Annotated in this window: 15 protein-coding genes; 11 read left to right on the top strand and 4 right to left on the bottom strand. The window is 71.8% G+C overall.

Going from position 1 to position 14,962, the window contains the following annotated elements:
• The first annotated feature begins 133 nt into the window (after positions 1–133).
• The 4 genes from dhaK to OHS81_RS31695 all read left to right on the top strand — a co-directional run bounded on the left by dhaK (position 134) and on the right by OHS81_RS31695 (position 4,293).
• Positions 134–1,126 (top strand): dihydroxyacetone kinase subunit DhaK, encoded by a 993-nt coding sequence (dhaK, locus tag OHS81_RS31710; RefSeq protein WP_328388937.1) that lies wholly within the window; start codon positions 134–136, stop codon positions 1,124–1,126.
• A gap of 170 nt (positions 1,127–1,296) precedes the next feature.
• Positions 1,297–1,893 carry a dihydroxyacetone kinase subunit DhaL gene (gene dhaL / locus OHS81_RS31705; protein WP_328391551.1) on the top strand — a complete coding sequence of 199 codons (597 nt, stop codon included), beginning with the start codon at positions 1,297–1,299 and terminating at the stop codon, positions 1,891–1,893.
• Positions 1,890–2,330: a PTS-dependent dihydroxyacetone kinase phosphotransferase subunit DhaM gene (locus OHS81_RS31700; RefSeq protein ID WP_328388935.1), complete on the top strand. Its 441-nt coding sequence runs from the start codon at positions 1,890–1,892 to the stop codon at positions 2,328–2,330. The genes dhaL and OHS81_RS31700 overlap by 4 nt, the downstream gene beginning before the upstream one ends.
• Positions 2,331–2,862: 532 nt before the next feature.
• The gene (locus tag OHS81_RS31695; RefSeq protein WP_328388933.1) at positions 2,863–4,293 is read left to right on the top strand and encodes a cellulase family glycosylhydrolase; all 1,431 of its coding nucleotides are present in this window, start codon (positions 2,863–2,865) and stop codon (positions 4,291–4,293) included.
• 208 nt (positions 4,294–4,501) lie between these two features.
• On the opposite strand, the gene OHS81_RS31690 is transcribed toward OHS81_RS31695, so the two are convergent.
• The gene (locus tag OHS81_RS31690; protein ID WP_328388931.1) at positions 4,502–5,320 is read right to left on the bottom strand and encodes an SAM-dependent methyltransferase; all 819 of its coding nucleotides are present in this window, start codon (positions 5,318–5,320) and stop codon (positions 4,502–4,504) included.
• A 478-nt stretch (positions 5,321–5,798) separates the two neighbouring features.
• Here OHS81_RS31690 and OHS81_RS31685 point away from each other — a divergent pair, with 478 nt between their 5' ends.
• Both OHS81_RS31685 and OHS81_RS31680 read left to right on the top strand, forming a co-directional pair.
• A complete protein-coding gene (locus tag OHS81_RS31685) occupies positions 5,799–6,443 on the top strand; it encodes an RNA polymerase sigma factor (RefSeq protein ID WP_328388929.1) in 645 nt (214 codons plus the stop codon).
• A gap of 2 nt (positions 6,444–6,445) precedes the next feature.
• Positions 6,446–7,198, top strand: coding sequence for a hypothetical protein (locus tag OHS81_RS31680; RefSeq protein ID WP_328388927.1), 753 nt, complete (start codon positions 6,446–6,448; stop codon positions 7,196–7,198).
• A 58-nt stretch (positions 7,199–7,256) separates the two neighbouring features.
• Here the strand turns inward: OHS81_RS31680 and OHS81_RS31675 are convergent, their stop codons facing one another.
• Positions 7,257–7,682 carry an STAS domain-containing protein gene (locus tag OHS81_RS31675; protein WP_328388925.1) on the bottom strand — a complete coding sequence of 142 codons (426 nt, stop codon included), beginning with the start codon at positions 7,680–7,682 and terminating at the stop codon, positions 7,257–7,259.
• A gap of 320 nt (positions 7,683–8,002) precedes the next feature.
• Between OHS81_RS31675 and OHS81_RS31670 the strand changes: the two genes are divergently transcribed.
• From OHS81_RS31670 to OHS81_RS31650, 5 genes are all read left to right on the top strand, one after another.
• Positions 8,003–8,764, top strand: coding sequence for a DeoR/GlpR family DNA-binding transcription regulator (locus OHS81_RS31670; RefSeq protein WP_328388923.1), 762 nt, complete (start codon positions 8,003–8,005; stop codon positions 8,762–8,764).
• A gap of 260 nt (positions 8,765–9,024) precedes the next feature.
• Positions 9,025–10,404, top strand: a complete 1,380-nt coding sequence (locus OHS81_RS31665) for an ABC transporter substrate-binding protein (RefSeq protein ID WP_443058794.1) — start codon at positions 9,025–9,027, stop codon at positions 10,402–10,404.
• Positions 10,385–11,368 carry a carbohydrate ABC transporter permease gene (locus OHS81_RS31660; protein WP_328388922.1) on the top strand — a complete coding sequence of 328 codons (984 nt, stop codon included), beginning with the start codon at positions 10,385–10,387 and terminating at the stop codon, positions 11,366–11,368. Before OHS81_RS31665 ends, OHS81_RS31660 begins: the two co-directional genes overlap by 20 nt.
• Positions 11,365–12,243: a carbohydrate ABC transporter permease gene (locus OHS81_RS31655; protein ID WP_328388920.1), complete on the top strand. Its 879-nt coding sequence runs from the start codon at positions 11,365–11,367 to the stop codon at positions 12,241–12,243. Before OHS81_RS31660 ends, OHS81_RS31655 begins: the two co-directional genes overlap by 4 nt.
• A complete protein-coding gene (locus tag OHS81_RS31650) occupies positions 12,240–13,232 on the top strand; it encodes a zinc-dependent alcohol dehydrogenase family protein (protein WP_328388918.1) in 993 nt (330 codons plus the stop codon). Before OHS81_RS31655 ends, OHS81_RS31650 begins: the two co-directional genes overlap by 4 nt.
• A 27-nt stretch (positions 13,233–13,259) precedes the next feature.
• On the opposite strand, the gene OHS81_RS31645 is transcribed toward OHS81_RS31650, so the two are convergent.
• Both OHS81_RS31645 and OHS81_RS31640 read right to left on the bottom strand, forming a co-directional pair.
• Complete coding sequence (locus tag OHS81_RS31645) at positions 13,260–14,273, bottom strand: winged helix-turn-helix domain-containing protein (RefSeq protein ID WP_328388916.1); 1,014 nt, start codon at positions 14,271–14,273, stop codon at positions 13,260–13,262.
• A gap of 210 nt (positions 14,274–14,483) precedes the next feature.
• Positions 14,484–14,960 carry an NUDIX domain-containing protein gene (locus tag OHS81_RS31640; protein ID WP_328388914.1) on the bottom strand — a complete coding sequence of 159 codons (477 nt, stop codon included), beginning with the start codon at positions 14,958–14,960 and terminating at the stop codon, positions 14,484–14,486.
• Positions 14,961–14,962: the final 2 nt, after the last annotated feature.

Here is a 14,962-nt window from a genome sequence, read left to right as displayed (position 1 = left end):
CCTGCGGGCTCCGCCCCCCTTCACCCCTGTCGGAAAACGCCGGAGCATGTCAAGATCAGCACAGCTCGACACCCCACCTGACCTGGAAGAACGCCACTCAAAGCTCGCCTGCTCAAGTCACCGGGAGGTACCCATGAAGATGCTGATCAACGTCGCCGAGACCGTCGTCGCCGATGCGCTGCGCGGGATGGCCGCGGCGCACCCCGAATTGGTGGTGGACGCCGAGAACCGGGTGATCGTACGGCGGGACGCGCCGGTGGAGGGGAAGGTGGCGCTGTTGTCCGGGGGCGGCAGCGGGCACGAGCCGCTGCACGGGGGGTTCGTCGGGCCCGGGATGCTGGACGCCGCCTGTCCGGGCGAGGTCTTCACCTCGCCGGTGCCCGATCAGATGGTGCGGGCCGCCGCGGCCGTGGACAGCGGCAACGGGGTGCTGTTCATCGTCAAGAACTACACCGGGGACGTACTCAACTTCCAGATGGCGGCGGAGCTGGCGGAGGACGAAGGGGTGCAGGTGGCCAGCGTGCTCGTCAATGACGATGTCGCGGTGACCGACTCGACGTTCACGGCGGGGCGGCGCGGCACCGGGGCGACGCTCTTCGTGGAGAAGATCGCCGGTGCCGCGGCGGAGGAGGGCATGCCGCTGGGGCGGGTGGAGGCGCTGGCCCGGCAGGTCGTGGCGTCGTCGCGCAGCTTCGGTGTGGCGCTGGGTGCCTGTACGACCCCGGCCAAGGGCAGCCCGACGTTCGATCTCCCGTCCGGGGAGCTGGAGTTGGGCGTCGGGATCCATGGTGAGCCGGGGCGGGAGCGCCGCGCGATGATGACCTCGCGCGAGATCGCGGACTTCAGCGTGGACGCGATCCTGGAGGACCTGGATCCGAGGCTGCCGGTACTGGTGCTGGTCAACGGCATGGGGGCGACCCCGCTGCTGGAACTGTACGGATTCAACGCCGAGGTCCGCCGGGTGCTCGACGAGCGGGGGGTGGCGGTGGCCCGCACGCTCGTGGGGAACTATGTGACGTCGCTGGACATGGCCGGCTGCTCGGTGACGCTGTGCCAGGTCGACGGGGAACTGCTGCGGCTGTGGGACGCGCCGGTGCAGACGCCCGGGCTTCGCTGGGGGCGGTGACGCCACAGCCGCACCGCTCCGCAGGGGTCTGGGGCGGGACGGCATCCGTCTCCGTATCTCTTCTGTCCGTATGGGGCCGCAGGTCCGTATCCGCTGCGCGTGGCCGTACGGCTTCCGCTTTCTTCACTCCGTGCCCGAACAACCAAGGAGAGTAGTCCGTGTCCGAAACGGTGCTGGATGCCGCGTTCTTCGTACGCTGGATGACGGCGGCCGCCGCCGTCATCGACCGGGAGGCCGACCGGCTCACCGAGCTGGACTCGCCCATCGGTGACGCCGACCACGGAAGGAATATGCAGCGCGGCTTCACGGCCGTGGTCAAGACTCTGGAGGCGGAGCCGCCGGCGACGCCCGGTGCGGTGCTGACCACCGCCGGACGGCAGCTGATCTCCAGTGTGGGCGGGGCGTCCGGGCCGCTGTACGGGACGCTGCTGCGGCGCGCCGGCAAGGCGCTGGGCGAGGCGGCGCGCGTGTCGGCCGAGGAGTTGCGGTCGGGGCTGGCCGCCGGCGTGGATGCGGTGGGGCAGCTCGGCGGATCGGCGCCGGGGGACAAGACGATGCTCGATGCGCTGGTTCCGGGGGTCACGGCACTGTCGGCCTCCTTCGACGCGGCGGCGGAGGCGGCCGAGCAGGGTGCACTGGCGACCGTACCGTTGCAGGCCAGGAAGGGCAGGGCGAGCTACCTGGGGGAACGCAGCATCGGGCATCAGGACCCGGGGGCGACCTCCTCGGCGCTGCTGTTCGCGGCGCTTGCGGAGGTGGCCAAGTGAGCGCGCAGACGGCAGGCGGTACGGCAGGCGGTGAGGGCGCTCCGGTCGGGGTGGTGCTGGTGTCGCACAGCGGGCCGGTCGCCGATTCCGTGGCGACGCTGGCCCTCGGACTGGCCGGCAACGGGGTCACGGTGCCGGTGGCCGGCGCGGGCGGTACACCGGACGGCGGGCTGGGGACGAGTGCGGAGCTGATCACCAAGGCGGCGCGGACGGTGGACCGCGGAGCGGGCGTGGCGATCCTGGTCGACCTGGGCAGCGCCGTACTGACCGTCAAGGCCCTGATCGCCGAGGGCGACGAACTCCCCGAGGGCGCCCGGCTGGTGGACGCACCGTTGGTCGAGGGCGCGGTGGCCGCCGTGGTCGCCGCATCGGCCGGGGCGGACCTGGACGCGGTCGCGGCGGCGGCCGGCGAGGCGTACGGATACCGCAAGGAGTGAAGCGCCGGGTGCGTTGCTCCCGGAAGCCGGTAACAGGCGATATGCACCCTGGTGGTGCTTGAACGGGTGAGGGCCTTCTGGGACCGGCGGGGACTGCGGCATCTCCCCCGTTCTCAGGAGGCCCGGTTCACGCTCGACGAGTGCGTCTCCTGCCGGGCTCCTGGGATGTGCGGAGGCCAGGCCCCGGCTTGCGGCGCCGGTGAGACGCACGCGTACGGGTCAGGCCTCGTGGCAGGAGTTCTGGCGGGCGGGCGGGTGTCCGGCCAGGAGCGCGAGACGTTCGAGGCGGATTGTGCCGAACCGGTTCGGCGAGCCGGTGACGAAGCCGTGCAGGTAGCCGGCTTTGAGGTGGTTGGCGAGGGCGGGGCGCCGCGAAGAGCCCGAGGCTCCCGGCGATGACGCCGGGGAAGCCCTTGAAGAAGGAATCCCCGCCAACTCCCGCGAACTCCTGGGAACTTCACCCACCCGCCAGTAGCATCCGGCCGGCCAGTAGCACGCCGCCCAAGCAGCCGTCCTCGAAAGGGTCTCCTGCATGCGCCTGACCTCCCGCGTCGCGCCCGCCGCCCTCGCCGTGGCCGCTCTCCTGCTCGGCGTCCTCCCCCCGCAGGCCCAGGCCGGCCCCGGCCACGCCCCCGGCCGCGCCCCCGACCGGGTCACGGTCGGGGGCCGCACCTTCATCACCGACGGCCAAGGCCGCGCGCTCCAGTGGCGCGGCTTCAACCTCGCCGACAAGAGCAGCCGAGGCGCCAACGCGTTCGCCGACATCCACGAGAGCGACCTCAAGGACATGGCCGCCCGGGGCTTCAACCTCGCGCGCCTCGCGTTCTTCTGGGACGACCTCGAACCCACCCCCGGGCACTACGACCGCGGCTACCTCACCAAGATGCGCCGCATCCTGGACTGGGCCGACCGCTCCCACATCAAGGTCATCCTCGACGCCCACCAGGACGTTTACGGCCCCCACTTCGGCTCCCGCGGCGTCCCCGACTGGGCCACCCGCGACGAGGGGTTACCGTTCTGGCCGATACCCGACGACTGGTTCTCCGAGTACTTCGAGCCCTCCGTACAGACCGCCTTTGACCACCTGTACAAGGACGCCGACCTCCGCGCCGCGCACGCTCGCATGTGGATGACGGTCGCCTCCGCCCTGGGCAGGCACCCGGCGCTGCTCGGCTACGACCTGATGAACGAGCCGTTCGCGAAGTTCCTCGAAGGCGAAGACCTCCCCACCGCCGCGGCCCGCTTCGAGGCCACCGGGCTCACCGAGCTGTGGAACCGCCTTGCCCAGGCGATCCGCCTGGTCGACCACAGGTCGTGGGTATTGGTCGAACCCACCGTCATCGTCGGTGTCGGCGTCCCCACCCGGATGGGCCACATCGACGACCCGCACGCCGCCTACGCGCCGCACTTCTACGAGACCGCGATGGAAACCGGCGCCGACTACGACCCCAACGGCACCTTCATCCCCGCCTACGAGGCAGCGATCAGCGACTACCCGACCCGTCACCGCATGCCGGTGATCGTGGGGGAGTGGGGCGGCAACCCCTACGTTCCGCACGCAAGCCAGTTCGTCACCGACATGACCGCCTCCCTGGACCGCTTCTCCAGTGGCTGGACGTGGTGGCAGTGGTGCCGGGGCGGCGGCTACTGCTTCCTCGACCGGACGGGCGCCGCGAAGCCCAACGCCCGGCTGCTCGTCCAGCCGTACGCGCAGGCCGTCGCGGGCGACCCGCTCACGTTCGCGTACGCCCCGGCCACACGCACCTACACGCTCACCTTCCGCACCCGCGACAACGCGGCGGGGCCCACCCGGATCACCGTGCCCAGGGACACGTACCCAGGCGGCTACCGCGTCGATATCCAAGGCAACAAAGCCAGTTGGGACGACCACGGCCAGACCGTCACCGTGAGCACCCACGGCAGGGCCGGAGCCACCTACAGGGTCACGATCAGCCCGAGGTAGCCCGGTCGTGGTCCTCGCGCTGCGTGTATCACGCCTTCCATCGCGGCAATGCGCGCCGCGGTGCGCGACCACCGTTCGGGCGTTGCCAGCTTTACTACACCCACGATCGGCTGCCCCGACGGACATCTGCAACACCTTCCGCGAACCGGCCTTCGTCTGAAACGACGGGGGCACCCGGTCCTTCACCGGGCCGTCCGCTCCCGCGGGTTCAGGGTTTGCGGGCCACGCCCGCGTAGCAGGCGGCCTCCGCGTCCGTGACATGGGTGGCGTCCTCGGGGTGGTCGGGGCGCCACTGGTGGGAGAGGGTGACGCCCGGTTCCAGTAGCTCCCAGCCGTCGAAGAAACGCAGGAAGGCGGCGCGGGAGCGGAACTCGAGCCGGGTGCCCGCGGCACCGTAGATCTTGATGATCTTGCCCATCGCCCCGGGGTCGAAGTCCGCCGTCGCATGGCTCATGGCGAGGGTGCTGCCGGACGGAAGTGCGGCCTTCAGGGTCTCGACGATGGTGTGGGCGTGGTCCCGGTCGTCGTCCGGGACGAAGTGCATCAGGGCGTTCAGGCTGAGCGCGACCGGACGGTCCAGGTCGAGGGTGTCGAGGAGCTGGGGCGCCTTGAGGATGCCGGCCGGGTCGGTGACATCGGCCTGGACGTAGGCGGTGCGTCCCTCGGGGGTGCTGAGCAGGAGGGCCGCCGCGTGCGCGAGGACGATCGGGTCGTTGTCGGTGTAGACGGCCCGGGCGTCGGCGGCGATGCCCTGGGCGACCTCGTGGAGGTTCGGCGGGGTGGGGATGCCGGTGCCGATGTCGAGGAACTGCCGCATGCCGGATTCGGCGAGGGCGCGGGTGGCGCGGTGCATGAACTCGCGGTTGATGCGGGCGGCGACCAGCGCGGCGGGGAAGGCGCTCAACACCTCCCCGGCGGCCATCCGGTCGGCCAGGAAGTTGGTCTTGCCGCCCAGGAGGTAGTCATAGATCCGGGACGAATGGGCCCGGTCCAGCTGAAGATCCACCACGGATCCGTGCTCACTCATCGTCTGCTGCCTCCCCAGTACGGCACCCGCCCCGGCACGCCTCCTCGGCGTGCGGTGACACCCCCTAAGGGTTTGCAGGGAAGCAACACCGTGCTTCCCTGCAAGCCCTTAGCGCGCCGCGCACTCCGGGCGGCGCATCAACCGCCGCCGTGCGCCCGGCTGTTGGAGCACTGCCCCGTACGTGCCGGATCATGCCGGGGCACACCCGGCGCTTCCTGACGGGCGGCCCGGTCCGGCCCGAGCGCGTCGGGCAGAAGGCATTCGCTCATCAGCGCCGCGGGCGCACGGCGCCGTCGGTGGTCACATGCCACGGTCACGCGTAGTCATATGAATACGCAGCGGCAGATTTTTGCCCGGCCGATGCCACAAACGGCCGCCCTTTCCGGTTCATTGGAGGGTGAGGGCCAACCCCCCTCCCGCGGCCGGCGGCGCTTCGGCGCCCGGCTCGGTGCACGGCGAACCGGAACGAGGACTGCCCGTGAGCGCAGACCGGGACCGACTGCGACCGGCGTGCGCTCCAGCGCATGTCCATACCGCGGAGTTAGCTCCACTCCCCCGCGGTTCGCTCCCGGACGTCGCGCCGGACCCGTTCGACCGCCAGCTCTCGATCACCTTCGAGGCCTTCCTGGCCACGCATGCGCGTAAATGGCTGACGTACGCCTATCTGCACACCGGCAGCGAGGCCGCGGCCCGTGAGGTGACCCGGGCGGCGTACGGCCGGCTCGGCCGGCTGTGGCCGCATGCGCTGCGGCAGGCGTCGGTGGAGGCGTACGCCTGGTCGGTCCTCAAGGAACGGGTGGTGGAGTGGCTGTACGACCACCAGCAGCCCACCGCCCTCACCGAGACCGCCGCGTTCGCCGTCGTCACCCACGCCCTGCTGCGCGAGTGCCAGCAGCAGTTCGCCATGCTGGAGAGCCAGTTGGGGCTGTATGCGGCCATCGCCCGGCTGCCGGAGCGGCAGTGCGATGTGATCGTGCTGCGCCATGTCATCGGGTACAGCGACGCACAGATCGGCTCCTTGCTCGGCGTCGACGAAGTCACCGTCCGCTCCTACGCAAGCCGCGGCAAACGCAAGCTCGCCGCCGCGCTCGGTATCGACCAGGGATATTCCAGGGGGAACTGACCATGTCGCACATCTGCCCCGCGGGCCGCCGGGAAACCGTCGAGACACTGCTCAGCGCCGCCGCGGCGGTATCCGGTCTCGATGGTCCGGCACGGCTGGGTGACCTCGATGACGCGGGGGTGCCCGGCGGCCTCGGCGCCTGCCTGCGGGCCTCGGCAGCGGCGCCGGACGGTCCGCCGGAACCCGAACGGCCGGTCCGGGCCGGCCAGGGCGCGCCCAGCACCTACGCCAGCGCCCGTGACGAGGCCACCCATGAGCTCCAGCTGGCCTGCGCGCTGGTCGTCAATGCGGCGGCGGCCGCGGCGAGCCTGGAACGGCTGGTCAACGACCACCACATCGACCCCGAAGGCGCACTGGTCTTCGCCTGTCTGCTGCACATCACCGGCCGCCAGGACGCGGCCCATTTCTGGTGGCACTTCGGCGCCGGCGCCGGGAGCCGGACCGCCGCCTACTGTCTGTACCTCTCCCACCGCCGCAACGGTGAGTACCGCGACGCCGCCTACTGGCGCGAACAGGCCGCGCATGCGCCCGACGAGGGGCGCGGGTCGGCGGCCGCGTTCGACGAGAAGCAGCTGCTGCCGGACGCGGCCCGCCACAACCTTCTCGTCCAGTGGCACAGCGGACTCGCCCCGACCCTGCCGAGCGCCCTGGAGAATGTGATCAACCGGCTCGTGGTGGACAGCGACGACGAGGATTTCGGTGAGATCCCCCGCCCCTCCCCCACACTCGTCCGGGACCTCGGCCGGGCCCAGTAGCGACGCCACGCCACCGGGCAGCGGCGCCACGCCACCGGCCCGTCTCCGGCCGCCGGGCTCACGCGTCGTCGGCCGGTCCCTCCTTCGGGTCCTCCGCCACCGGCGGCCACGCCGGACGGCTGGCGTCGGGAACCGTGGCCAGCGCATGGCCGACGGTGGGGAAGCACGAGAAGACACTGAGGGACTGGGTGCCGACCAGCAGCCGCAGCATCCGCACTCCGAGCGAGGCCAGCAGCAGCCTGCCCTCCAGGCGCCGGCACAGCCATTCCAGGGCGAGCAGGCAGCTCAGCCCGCGGGAGTCGCAGAAGCGCAGCGCGGTCAGGTCGAGCACCAGGAAGCGGTGCCCGGCCGACACCACCGAGCGTGCCTCGGCGAGAAACGCCTGCTCGGTACGGAGGTCCAGGTCTCCGCTGACGCGCAGGACCGCGCACTCCTCCGCCTGCACGATCGCAGTGACCGCCAACGACCGCATCTCCGAGCTCATGCCGTCCAGACTAAGCGCCGTGCTCCGCGGCACCACCGCTGCGGCCCTCCGGCGCACAACGGGCCGCCCCGCGCTCCCCGGCCCTGGGGCCCGTACGGACCCGCTGCCAGGCCGTTACGGGCACCCGTTCGTGCAGGTGACCAAGGTGACAGCGCCCGCAGGCGGACAGAAACGGTCAAGTTTTCCACCGCCGCGGGCAGCCTTTCGCGCCTCTCCGGTTGCTATAAACCTGATGCGGGCGAAAACGGGCAGTCCCGTGACCGAACGGATCCGGAAACCGTCAGATCCGGAAGCAGTCAGAATTCGGGCAGGAGTGAGCCATGAGGGCTGAGGAACGCCAGCACCGCATCCTCGCGCTCGCCCGGCAGTCCGGCCGGGTCGAGGTCGCCGATGCCGCGGCGGAGTTCGGGGTCGCCCGCGAGACCGTACGGCGCGATCTGAGCGAGCTGGAGCGCCGGGGCCTGATCCGGCGTACGCACGGAGCGGCCTATCCGGTCGAGAGCGCCGGCTTCGAGACCACGCTGGCCCGGCGGGAGACCCAGCAGGTGGAGGAGAAACGCCGGATCGCGGCGGCCGCCGCCGCGCTGGTGGGCGAGGCCGAGACGGTATTCGTCGACGAGGGCTACACCCCCGAGCTGGTCGCCACGCTGCTGCCCACCGACCGTCCGCTGACCGTGATCACCGCGTCGCTGCGCACCGCGTCGCTGGTCGCGGCGTCCGAGTCGACCACCGTCCTGCTGGCCGGCGGGCGGGTGCGCTCCGGGACCCAGGCGACGGTCGGGTCCTGGGCCCGGGACATGCTCGCCCGGTTCGTGATCGACCTGGCGTTCCTGGGGGCGAACGGCATCTCCCGGGAGCACGGCCTGACCACCCCGGACCCGGCGGTCGCGGAGGTGAAGGAGCAGGCCGTCCGCTCCTCACGGCGGCGGGTGCTGGTCGGGGTGCACAGCAAGTTCGGCGCCAGCAGTTTCTGCCGGTTCGCCGAGGTGCGTGACTTTGACGCGATCGTCACCGACGTGGGGCTGTCCGCGCCGGAGGCACATCGCTATTCGCTCCTGGGGCCGCAGGTGATCCGGGTCTGACCGGGGCGGGGCCACCGGGACGTTCCGGCCCCCGCAGCCCGGCACACCACATCCCCCACAGGCTGACCGCCGACGGCCGCCCCGGCCGGCGGACGGCTCCCCGGCGTACCCGCAGGACGGCGTCGTACGCCCCGAAACCGCCACGGGTGCGGCCCTCGCCGGACATCCCCGTCCGCCGTCACCGCCCCTCGTCCCCGTCCCCCCGTCCCTGTCCCTCCCCCGTCCCCTCCCTCATTCCCGTCCCCCGAAAGGCACGAGCCGTGAGAGCAAGATCCCCCGGACCAGGCCGCGGCGGCCGCTCCCTAGGGCTGACCGCCCTCGCCGCCGCCCTGGCACTCACCACCACCGGCTGCTACCGCGGCGCCGGCGATGCGGGCAACGACAGCCGTCACAGCATCAACGTCCTGATGGTCAACAACCCGCAGATGGTGGATCTGCAGCGGCTCACCGCCGAGCACTTCACCAAGGAGACCGGCATCAAGGTCCACTTCACCGTGCTGCCGGAGGACGACCTGCGCGACAAGATGAGCCAGGACTTCTCCAGCCAGGCCGGGCAGTACGACGTGGCCAGCGTCAGCAACTACGAGACACCCATCTACGCCCGCAACGGCTGGCTCGCCCCGCTCGGTGAACGGGCCGCCAAGGACCGCACCTTCGACCAGGGCGACATCCTGAAGCCGGTCCGCTCCTCCCTCACCGCCGCGGACGGCAAGGTCTACGCGGAGCCCTTCTACGGCGAGTCGTCCTTCCTGATGTACCGCAAGGACCTCCTCAAGGCCGCCGGGCTGACCATGCCCGCCCGGCCCACCTGGCACCAGGTCGCCGCACTCGCCGCCAAGCTGGACGGCTCCCGCAAGGGCCTGAAGGGCATCTGTCTGCGCGGCCAGCCCGGCTGGGGCCAGCTGGCGGCCCCGCTGACCACCGTCGTCAACACCTTCGGCGGTACCTGGTTCGCCAAGAACTGGCAGCAGCGGGTCGACAGCCCCGAGTTCACCAAGGCCACCCGGTTCTACGTCGATCTGGTGCGCCGGCACGGCCAGGCGGGCGCCCCGCAGGCCGGCTACACCGAATGCCTCAACGACATGCAGCAGGGCAAGGTCGCCATGTGGTACGACGCGACGGCCGGCGCCGGGTCGCTGGAGAGCGGCGAGTCCAAGGTCGCGGGCAAGGTCGGCTACGCACCGGCGCCGGTGGAGCAAACCCGTGAGGCGGGCTGGCTCTTCACCTGGGCGTGGGGCGTGCAGAAGGCCAGTACGCACCAGGACGCGGCCTGGAAGTTCGTCCGCTGGGCCTCGGGCAAGGGCTACGAGCGGCTGGTGGGCCGGGAACTGGGCTGGTCAAGGGTGCCGGGCGGCAAGCGGGCCTCCCTCTACCGCAACCCCGCATACGCCAAGGAGGCCGGGGCGTTCGCCGGCCCGACCGAGCGGGCGATCAGCTCGGCCCGGCCAGACGACCCCGGCGTACAGCCGCGGCCGGCCCCCGGCATCCAGTTCGTCGGGATCCCCGAGTTCGCCGACCTGGGGACCAAGGTCTCGACCGAGATCAGTGCGGCCATCGCCGGCAAGCAGAGCGTGCCGGCGGCCCTGAAGAAGAGCCGGCGACTGGCACAGGAGGTGTCCGATGCCTACACGCACCACTGAGCCGGCCCCCGCGGCCCCCGCGTCCGTCGCGCTCCGCGCCGGCGGTACGGACGCCCGCGCCCGCCGCACCGAGCGGGCGAAGAACTGGGCCCGCCGCGCGCCGCTGCTCCCCGCGCTGGTCTTCCTCGTCGTCGTCACCCAACTCCCGTTCCTGGCCACGGTGGTGATCTCGTTCACCCGCTGGAACGCGCTGGCCCCCGACAACCGCGGCTTCGCCGCCCTCGACAACTACCGCGCCGTGTTCACCGACCCGGCGATGCGGGCGTCGGTGGGCACGACGGTGCTGCTGACCGTGACGGTGGTGCTGGTCAGCCTGCTGCTCGGGCTCGGTCTGGCGCTGCTGCTCGACCGTGGCTTCCGTGGGCGCGGCATCGTCCGCACCCTGCTCATCACGCCGTTCCTCGTCGTGCCCGTCGCCTCCGCGCTGCTGTGGAAGCATGCGCTGTACAACGCCTCGTACGGGCTGCTCAACGGCTCGCTGACCTGGATATGGCGGCTGTTCGGCAGCGAGCATCCGCCGCAGCCGGACTGGATGACCGACTCGCCGCTGGCCGCGGTGGAGGCGTCACTGATCTGGCAGTGGACGCCGTTCATGATGCTGATCCTGCTGGCCGGGCTGCAGAGCCGGGCGTCGGACGCCGTCGAGGCGGCCCGGATGGACGGTGCCTCCGCCTTCGACATCTTCCGCTACCTGACCCTGCCGCATCTGCGCCGCTACCTCGAACTGGCCGCGCTGCTGGGCACGGTGTACGTGGTGCAGAACTTCGACGCGGTGTTCACCATCACGTCCGGCGGCCTGGGCACGGCCAACCTTCCGTACACCATCTACCAGACCGTCTACCAGTCCCATGACTACGGACGGGCGTCCGCGCAGGGCGTGGTCGTGGTGCTGTGTTCGCTGCTGGTGGCGACCTTCGCACTGCGCACCGTGTCGTCCCTGCTGCGCGAGGAGGTCACGTCATGACCACCCTGTCCACGGTCCGCGGCCGCGCCGGATCCCCCGCCGCGCGGCGCCGGCGGCGCACCGGCAGCCTGCTGGGCCTGGCGGCCTGGCTGTGCGGTGTCGCCTTCTTCCTGCCCGTCGCCTGGATGGTGCTGACGTCCTTCCACAGCGAGACGGACGCGGCGACCAACCCGCCGAGCGTCGGCGCCGGAATCAGCCTGCACGGCTACCGCGAGTTCTTCGGGGCGACGGGTGGCGGCGTCAGCCCCTGGCCCCCGCTGGTCAACTCGCTGACCGCCTCCGTCGTCTCCACCCTGCTGGTGCTGCTGCTGGCGGTGCCCGCCGCCTACGCGCTGGCCATCAAACCGGTGCGCAAGTGGAGCGACGTCCTCTTCTTCTTCCTCTCCACCAAGATGCTGCCGCTGGTGGCCGGGCTGCTGCCGGTCTACCTCGTCGCGCAGAACACCGGGATGCTCGACAGCATCTGGCTGCTGGTCATCCTCTACACCTCGATGAACCTGCCGATCGCGGTGTGGATGATGCGCTCGTTCCTTGCCGAGGTCCCGGTGGAGATGCTGGAGGCCGCCTCGATCGACGGGGCGGGGCTGACCACCACCCTGACCCGGATCGTCGCACCGGTCGCGATGCCGGGGATCGCGGCAACGGCCCTGATCTCCTTCATCTTCAGCTGGAACGAGCTGTTGTTCGCCCGGGTCCTGACCGGCGTCGTGGCCGGTACCGCGCCGGTGTTCCTGACCGGACTCGTGACCAGCCAGGGCCTGTTCCTGGCCAAGGTGTGCGCCGCCGCCACCGTCATCTCCCTCCCGGTGCTCATCGCCGGGTTCGCCGCCCAGGACAAACTGGTCCAGGGCCTGTCGCTTGGAGCCGTGAAATGAAAGCCGCAGTGATCAGCGCACCCGGCAAGGTCGAGGTCGGCACGGTCGCGGACCCCACGCCCGGTCCCCGCGAGGTCGTGGTGTCCGTCGCCGCCTGCGGGCTGTGCGGCACCGATCTGCACATCCTCCAGGGCGAGTTCGCGCCCACGCTGCCCGTCGTGCCGGGCCATGAGTTCGCCGGCACCGTCGTGGCGACCGGCAGCGCGGTCACCGAACTCGCCGAGGGCGACCGGGTGGCCGTCGACCCCTCCCTCTACTGCCATGAGTGCCACTACTGCCGCATCGGCCGCAACAACCTCTGTGAGCGGTGGGCCGCCATCGGGGTGACCACGGCGGGCGGCGCCGCCGAGTTCGCCGTCGCCCCGGTCGCGAACTGCGTCAAGCTGCCCGATCATGTCCGTACCGAGGACGCGGCCCTGATCGAGCCGCTGTCCTGCGCCGTACGCGGCTACGACATCCTGCGCTCGGCACAACTGGGCACCAGCGTCCTCATCTACGGCTCGGGCACCATGGGCCTGATGATGCTCGAACTCGCCAAGCGCACCGGCGCGGCCGGGGTCGATGTCGTCGACATCAACCCCGCGCGGCTGGCCACCGCCCGCACCCTGGGCTGCAGCAACGCGGCCGGTTCCGCCGACGAGCTGGACCGCCCGCGCGGCTGGGACGTGGTCATCGACGCCACCGGCAACGAACACGCCATCCAGGACGCCCTGGGACGGGTCGGCAAGGGCGGTACCTTCCTCCAGTTCGGCGTCGCCGACTACGCGGCGCGCGCCACCATCGAGCCCTACCGCATCTACAACCAGGAGATCACCATCACCGGCTCGATGGCCGTGCTGCACAGCTATGAACGCGCCGCGGAGCTCTTCGCGGCCGGCGTCCTGGACCCGGAGGTCTTCATCAGCGACCGCCTTCCGCTGGACCACTATGCCGAGGCGCTGGCCCGCTTCCGGGCCGGCGAGGGGAGGAAGATCCAGGTACGGCCGTGAACCGGCCGCCGGCCACCACCGGTCCGCTCACCGCGGACGGCGTACGGGGGCGAGCTCACCGTGCAGGAGCGCCGTGCCGAGCGGGGTGAGGGCGTGGATGACCGAGCCTCCGTCGCGCCGGCTGCGGGCCAGGTTCGCCTCGCGCAGTGCGCTCACGTGCTCGCTGGCCGAGGGGGCGGAAACCCGTAAGCGGCGGGCCAGTTCACCGGTGGTGGCCGGGGCGTCCAGGGCGGCGAGGATCCGGGCCCTGGTCCGGCCGAGGAGGGCGGACAGCGCCTGCGGCCGGCAGCTGCGGGTGGTGGCCGGCGCCCAGTCCGTGGCGTGCTGGACGGGATAGACCAGGACCGGCGGGAGGCCGGGGTCGGCGAGCGCGATGGGTCTGCGCCAGCAGAAGTGAGAGGGGATCAGCCGCAGTCCGCGGCCGCCCAGGCGCAGATCGCGGTCCCGCGGGTAGTCGACGTGCAGGACCGGCGGCTCCCAGCGGATCGCGGGCCGGAAAGTGTTGAGCATGCCGTCTACGCCGTCGCGGCAGAGTATGCGGGTGCGGCCGCCCCGGTCACAGTCGACGGTGGCGGCCGCGCCCGTCCAGTCGGGGGCGACCAGCGCGCGGTGCACCTGCCCGAAAGCGACGGCCAGTTCGTCGAGCGGCTGCCGGTCTCCCCCGGCCAGCGCGGCGGTCCAGCGCGGGAGCCGGGCCGGCAGCCCCGCCCGGGTGCACTCCGCGGTCAGCCGCACCCGGGGGGTGTCCCGCAGCGCCTCCAGCCCCGCGGCGAGTCCGTCGCGGGCGGCATCGGGGGTGAGGAAGTCCGGGAAGTAGCGGGCGTCGGCCGGGGCCAGGGTGCTGATCAGCCGTGCGGCACGGGTCAGGCCCCGCTCGTCCAGCTCGCGGCGTGCCCGGGCCCGCCAGGCCCCGAACACCGGCGCCCCGCGTCCCGGCGGCACCAGCTGGTGCAGGGCGAGCACCGTTTCCCACAGTGGATCGGGTTCGGCGGCGATCTGTATCCGCGCGATGTCCCGGTCGTCGAAGTGCAGACGCAACATGCGGCCCCCGCTGCATGCTCATGACCCCGTTGCCAGGGCCCCGTGCGGGGCCCGTGGTACGGCCCCGCCGCAAGCCTGCCCGGCGGCAACGGCGGTGTCCAGGGCGGCTTGTGGCCCGTAGGGTGCGCGGGTGGTGGAGGCCGGGAGCGCGGCGCGCCCGGCTCAGGCCTCGCCCGGCTCAGGCCTCGCCCCGCTCGGGCCTCGTCCCGCTCAGACCTCGCCCGCGAGCCGTTCCGCCAGCCGCTCCAGGAACACCCGCTGGCCCGCCACCAGGCGCCGGTGCGCCTCGTGCGGGGTGAACCAGGCGACCCGGTCGATCTCGGGGAAGGTGCCCCTCACCCCGGATCCGCGCGGCCATTCCATGTCGAAGGTGCCGGGCACGATCCGCTCCGGGTCGAGATCGCTCTCGACGGCCCACACGGTCACCACCTTGCCGCTCGCCTGGCGGGCCTCGCCCAGCAGGACACCGGGTCCGTCGGGGGGCGGCAGCCCCAGCTCCTCCTCGAACTCCCGCCGGGCCGCGTCCCGCGCCTCCTCCGGCGGCAGGTACTCGCCCTTGGGCACCGACCACGCCGCGGCGTCCCGCCGTTCCCACAACGGCCCGCCCATGTGCGCCAGCAGCACCTCGACGCCCCCGTCCGCGGTGCGCCGGTACAGCAGCAGCCCGGCGCTGCGCTTCCCCGCCATGG

Source organism: Streptomyces sp. NBC_00400 (assembly GCF_036048035.1).
GTDB lineage: Bacteria > Actinomycetota > Actinomycetes > Streptomycetales > Streptomycetaceae > Streptomyces.
Note: the sequence above shows the minus strand (reverse complement) of the source record. Positions and strands in the feature narration are given on the sequence as shown.

Bases quoted from the DNA above. Each gene is read 5' to 3' on its own strand.
- OHS81_RS31670 (WP_328388923.1), top strand. From the start codon at position 8,003: ATGAGGGCTGAGGAACGCCAGCACCGCATCCTCGCGCTCGCCCGGCAG.
- OHS81_RS31660 (WP_328388922.1), top strand. From the start codon at position 10,385: ATGCCTACACGCACCACTGAGCCGGCCCCCGCGGCCCCCGCGTCCGTC.
- OHS81_RS31695 (WP_328388933.1), top strand. From the start codon at position 2,863: ATGCGCCTGACCTCCCGCGTCGCGCCCGCCGCCCTCGCCGTGGCCGCT.
- OHS81_RS31655 (WP_328388920.1), top strand. From the start codon at position 11,365: ATGACCACCCTGTCCACGGTCCGCGGCCGCGCCGGATCCCCCGCCGCG.
- OHS81_RS31645 (WP_328388916.1), bottom strand. From the start codon at position 14,273: ATGTTGCGTCTGCACTTCGACGACCGGGACATCGCGCGGATACAGATC.
- OHS81_RS31675 (WP_328388925.1), bottom strand. From the start codon at position 7,682: ATGAGCTCGGAGATGCGGTCGTTGGCGGTCACTGCGATCGTGCAGGCG.
- OHS81_RS31640 (WP_328388914.1), bottom strand. From the start codon at position 14,960: ATGGCGGGGAAGCGCAGCGCCGGGCTGCTGCTGTACCGGCGCACCGCG.
- OHS81_RS31680 (WP_328388927.1), top strand. From the start codon at position 6,446: ATGTCGCACATCTGCCCCGCGGGCCGCCGGGAAACCGTCGAGACACTG.
- OHS81_RS31690 (WP_328388931.1), bottom strand. From the start codon at position 5,320: ATGAGTGAGCACGGATCCGTGGTGGATCTTCAGCTGGACCGGGCCCAT.
- OHS81_RS31650 (WP_328388918.1), top strand. From the start codon at position 12,240: ATGAAAGCCGCAGTGATCAGCGCACCCGGCAAGGTCGAGGTCGGCACG.
- dhaK (WP_328388937.1), top strand. From the start codon at position 134: ATGAAGATGCTGATCAACGTCGCCGAGACCGTCGTCGCCGATGCGCTG.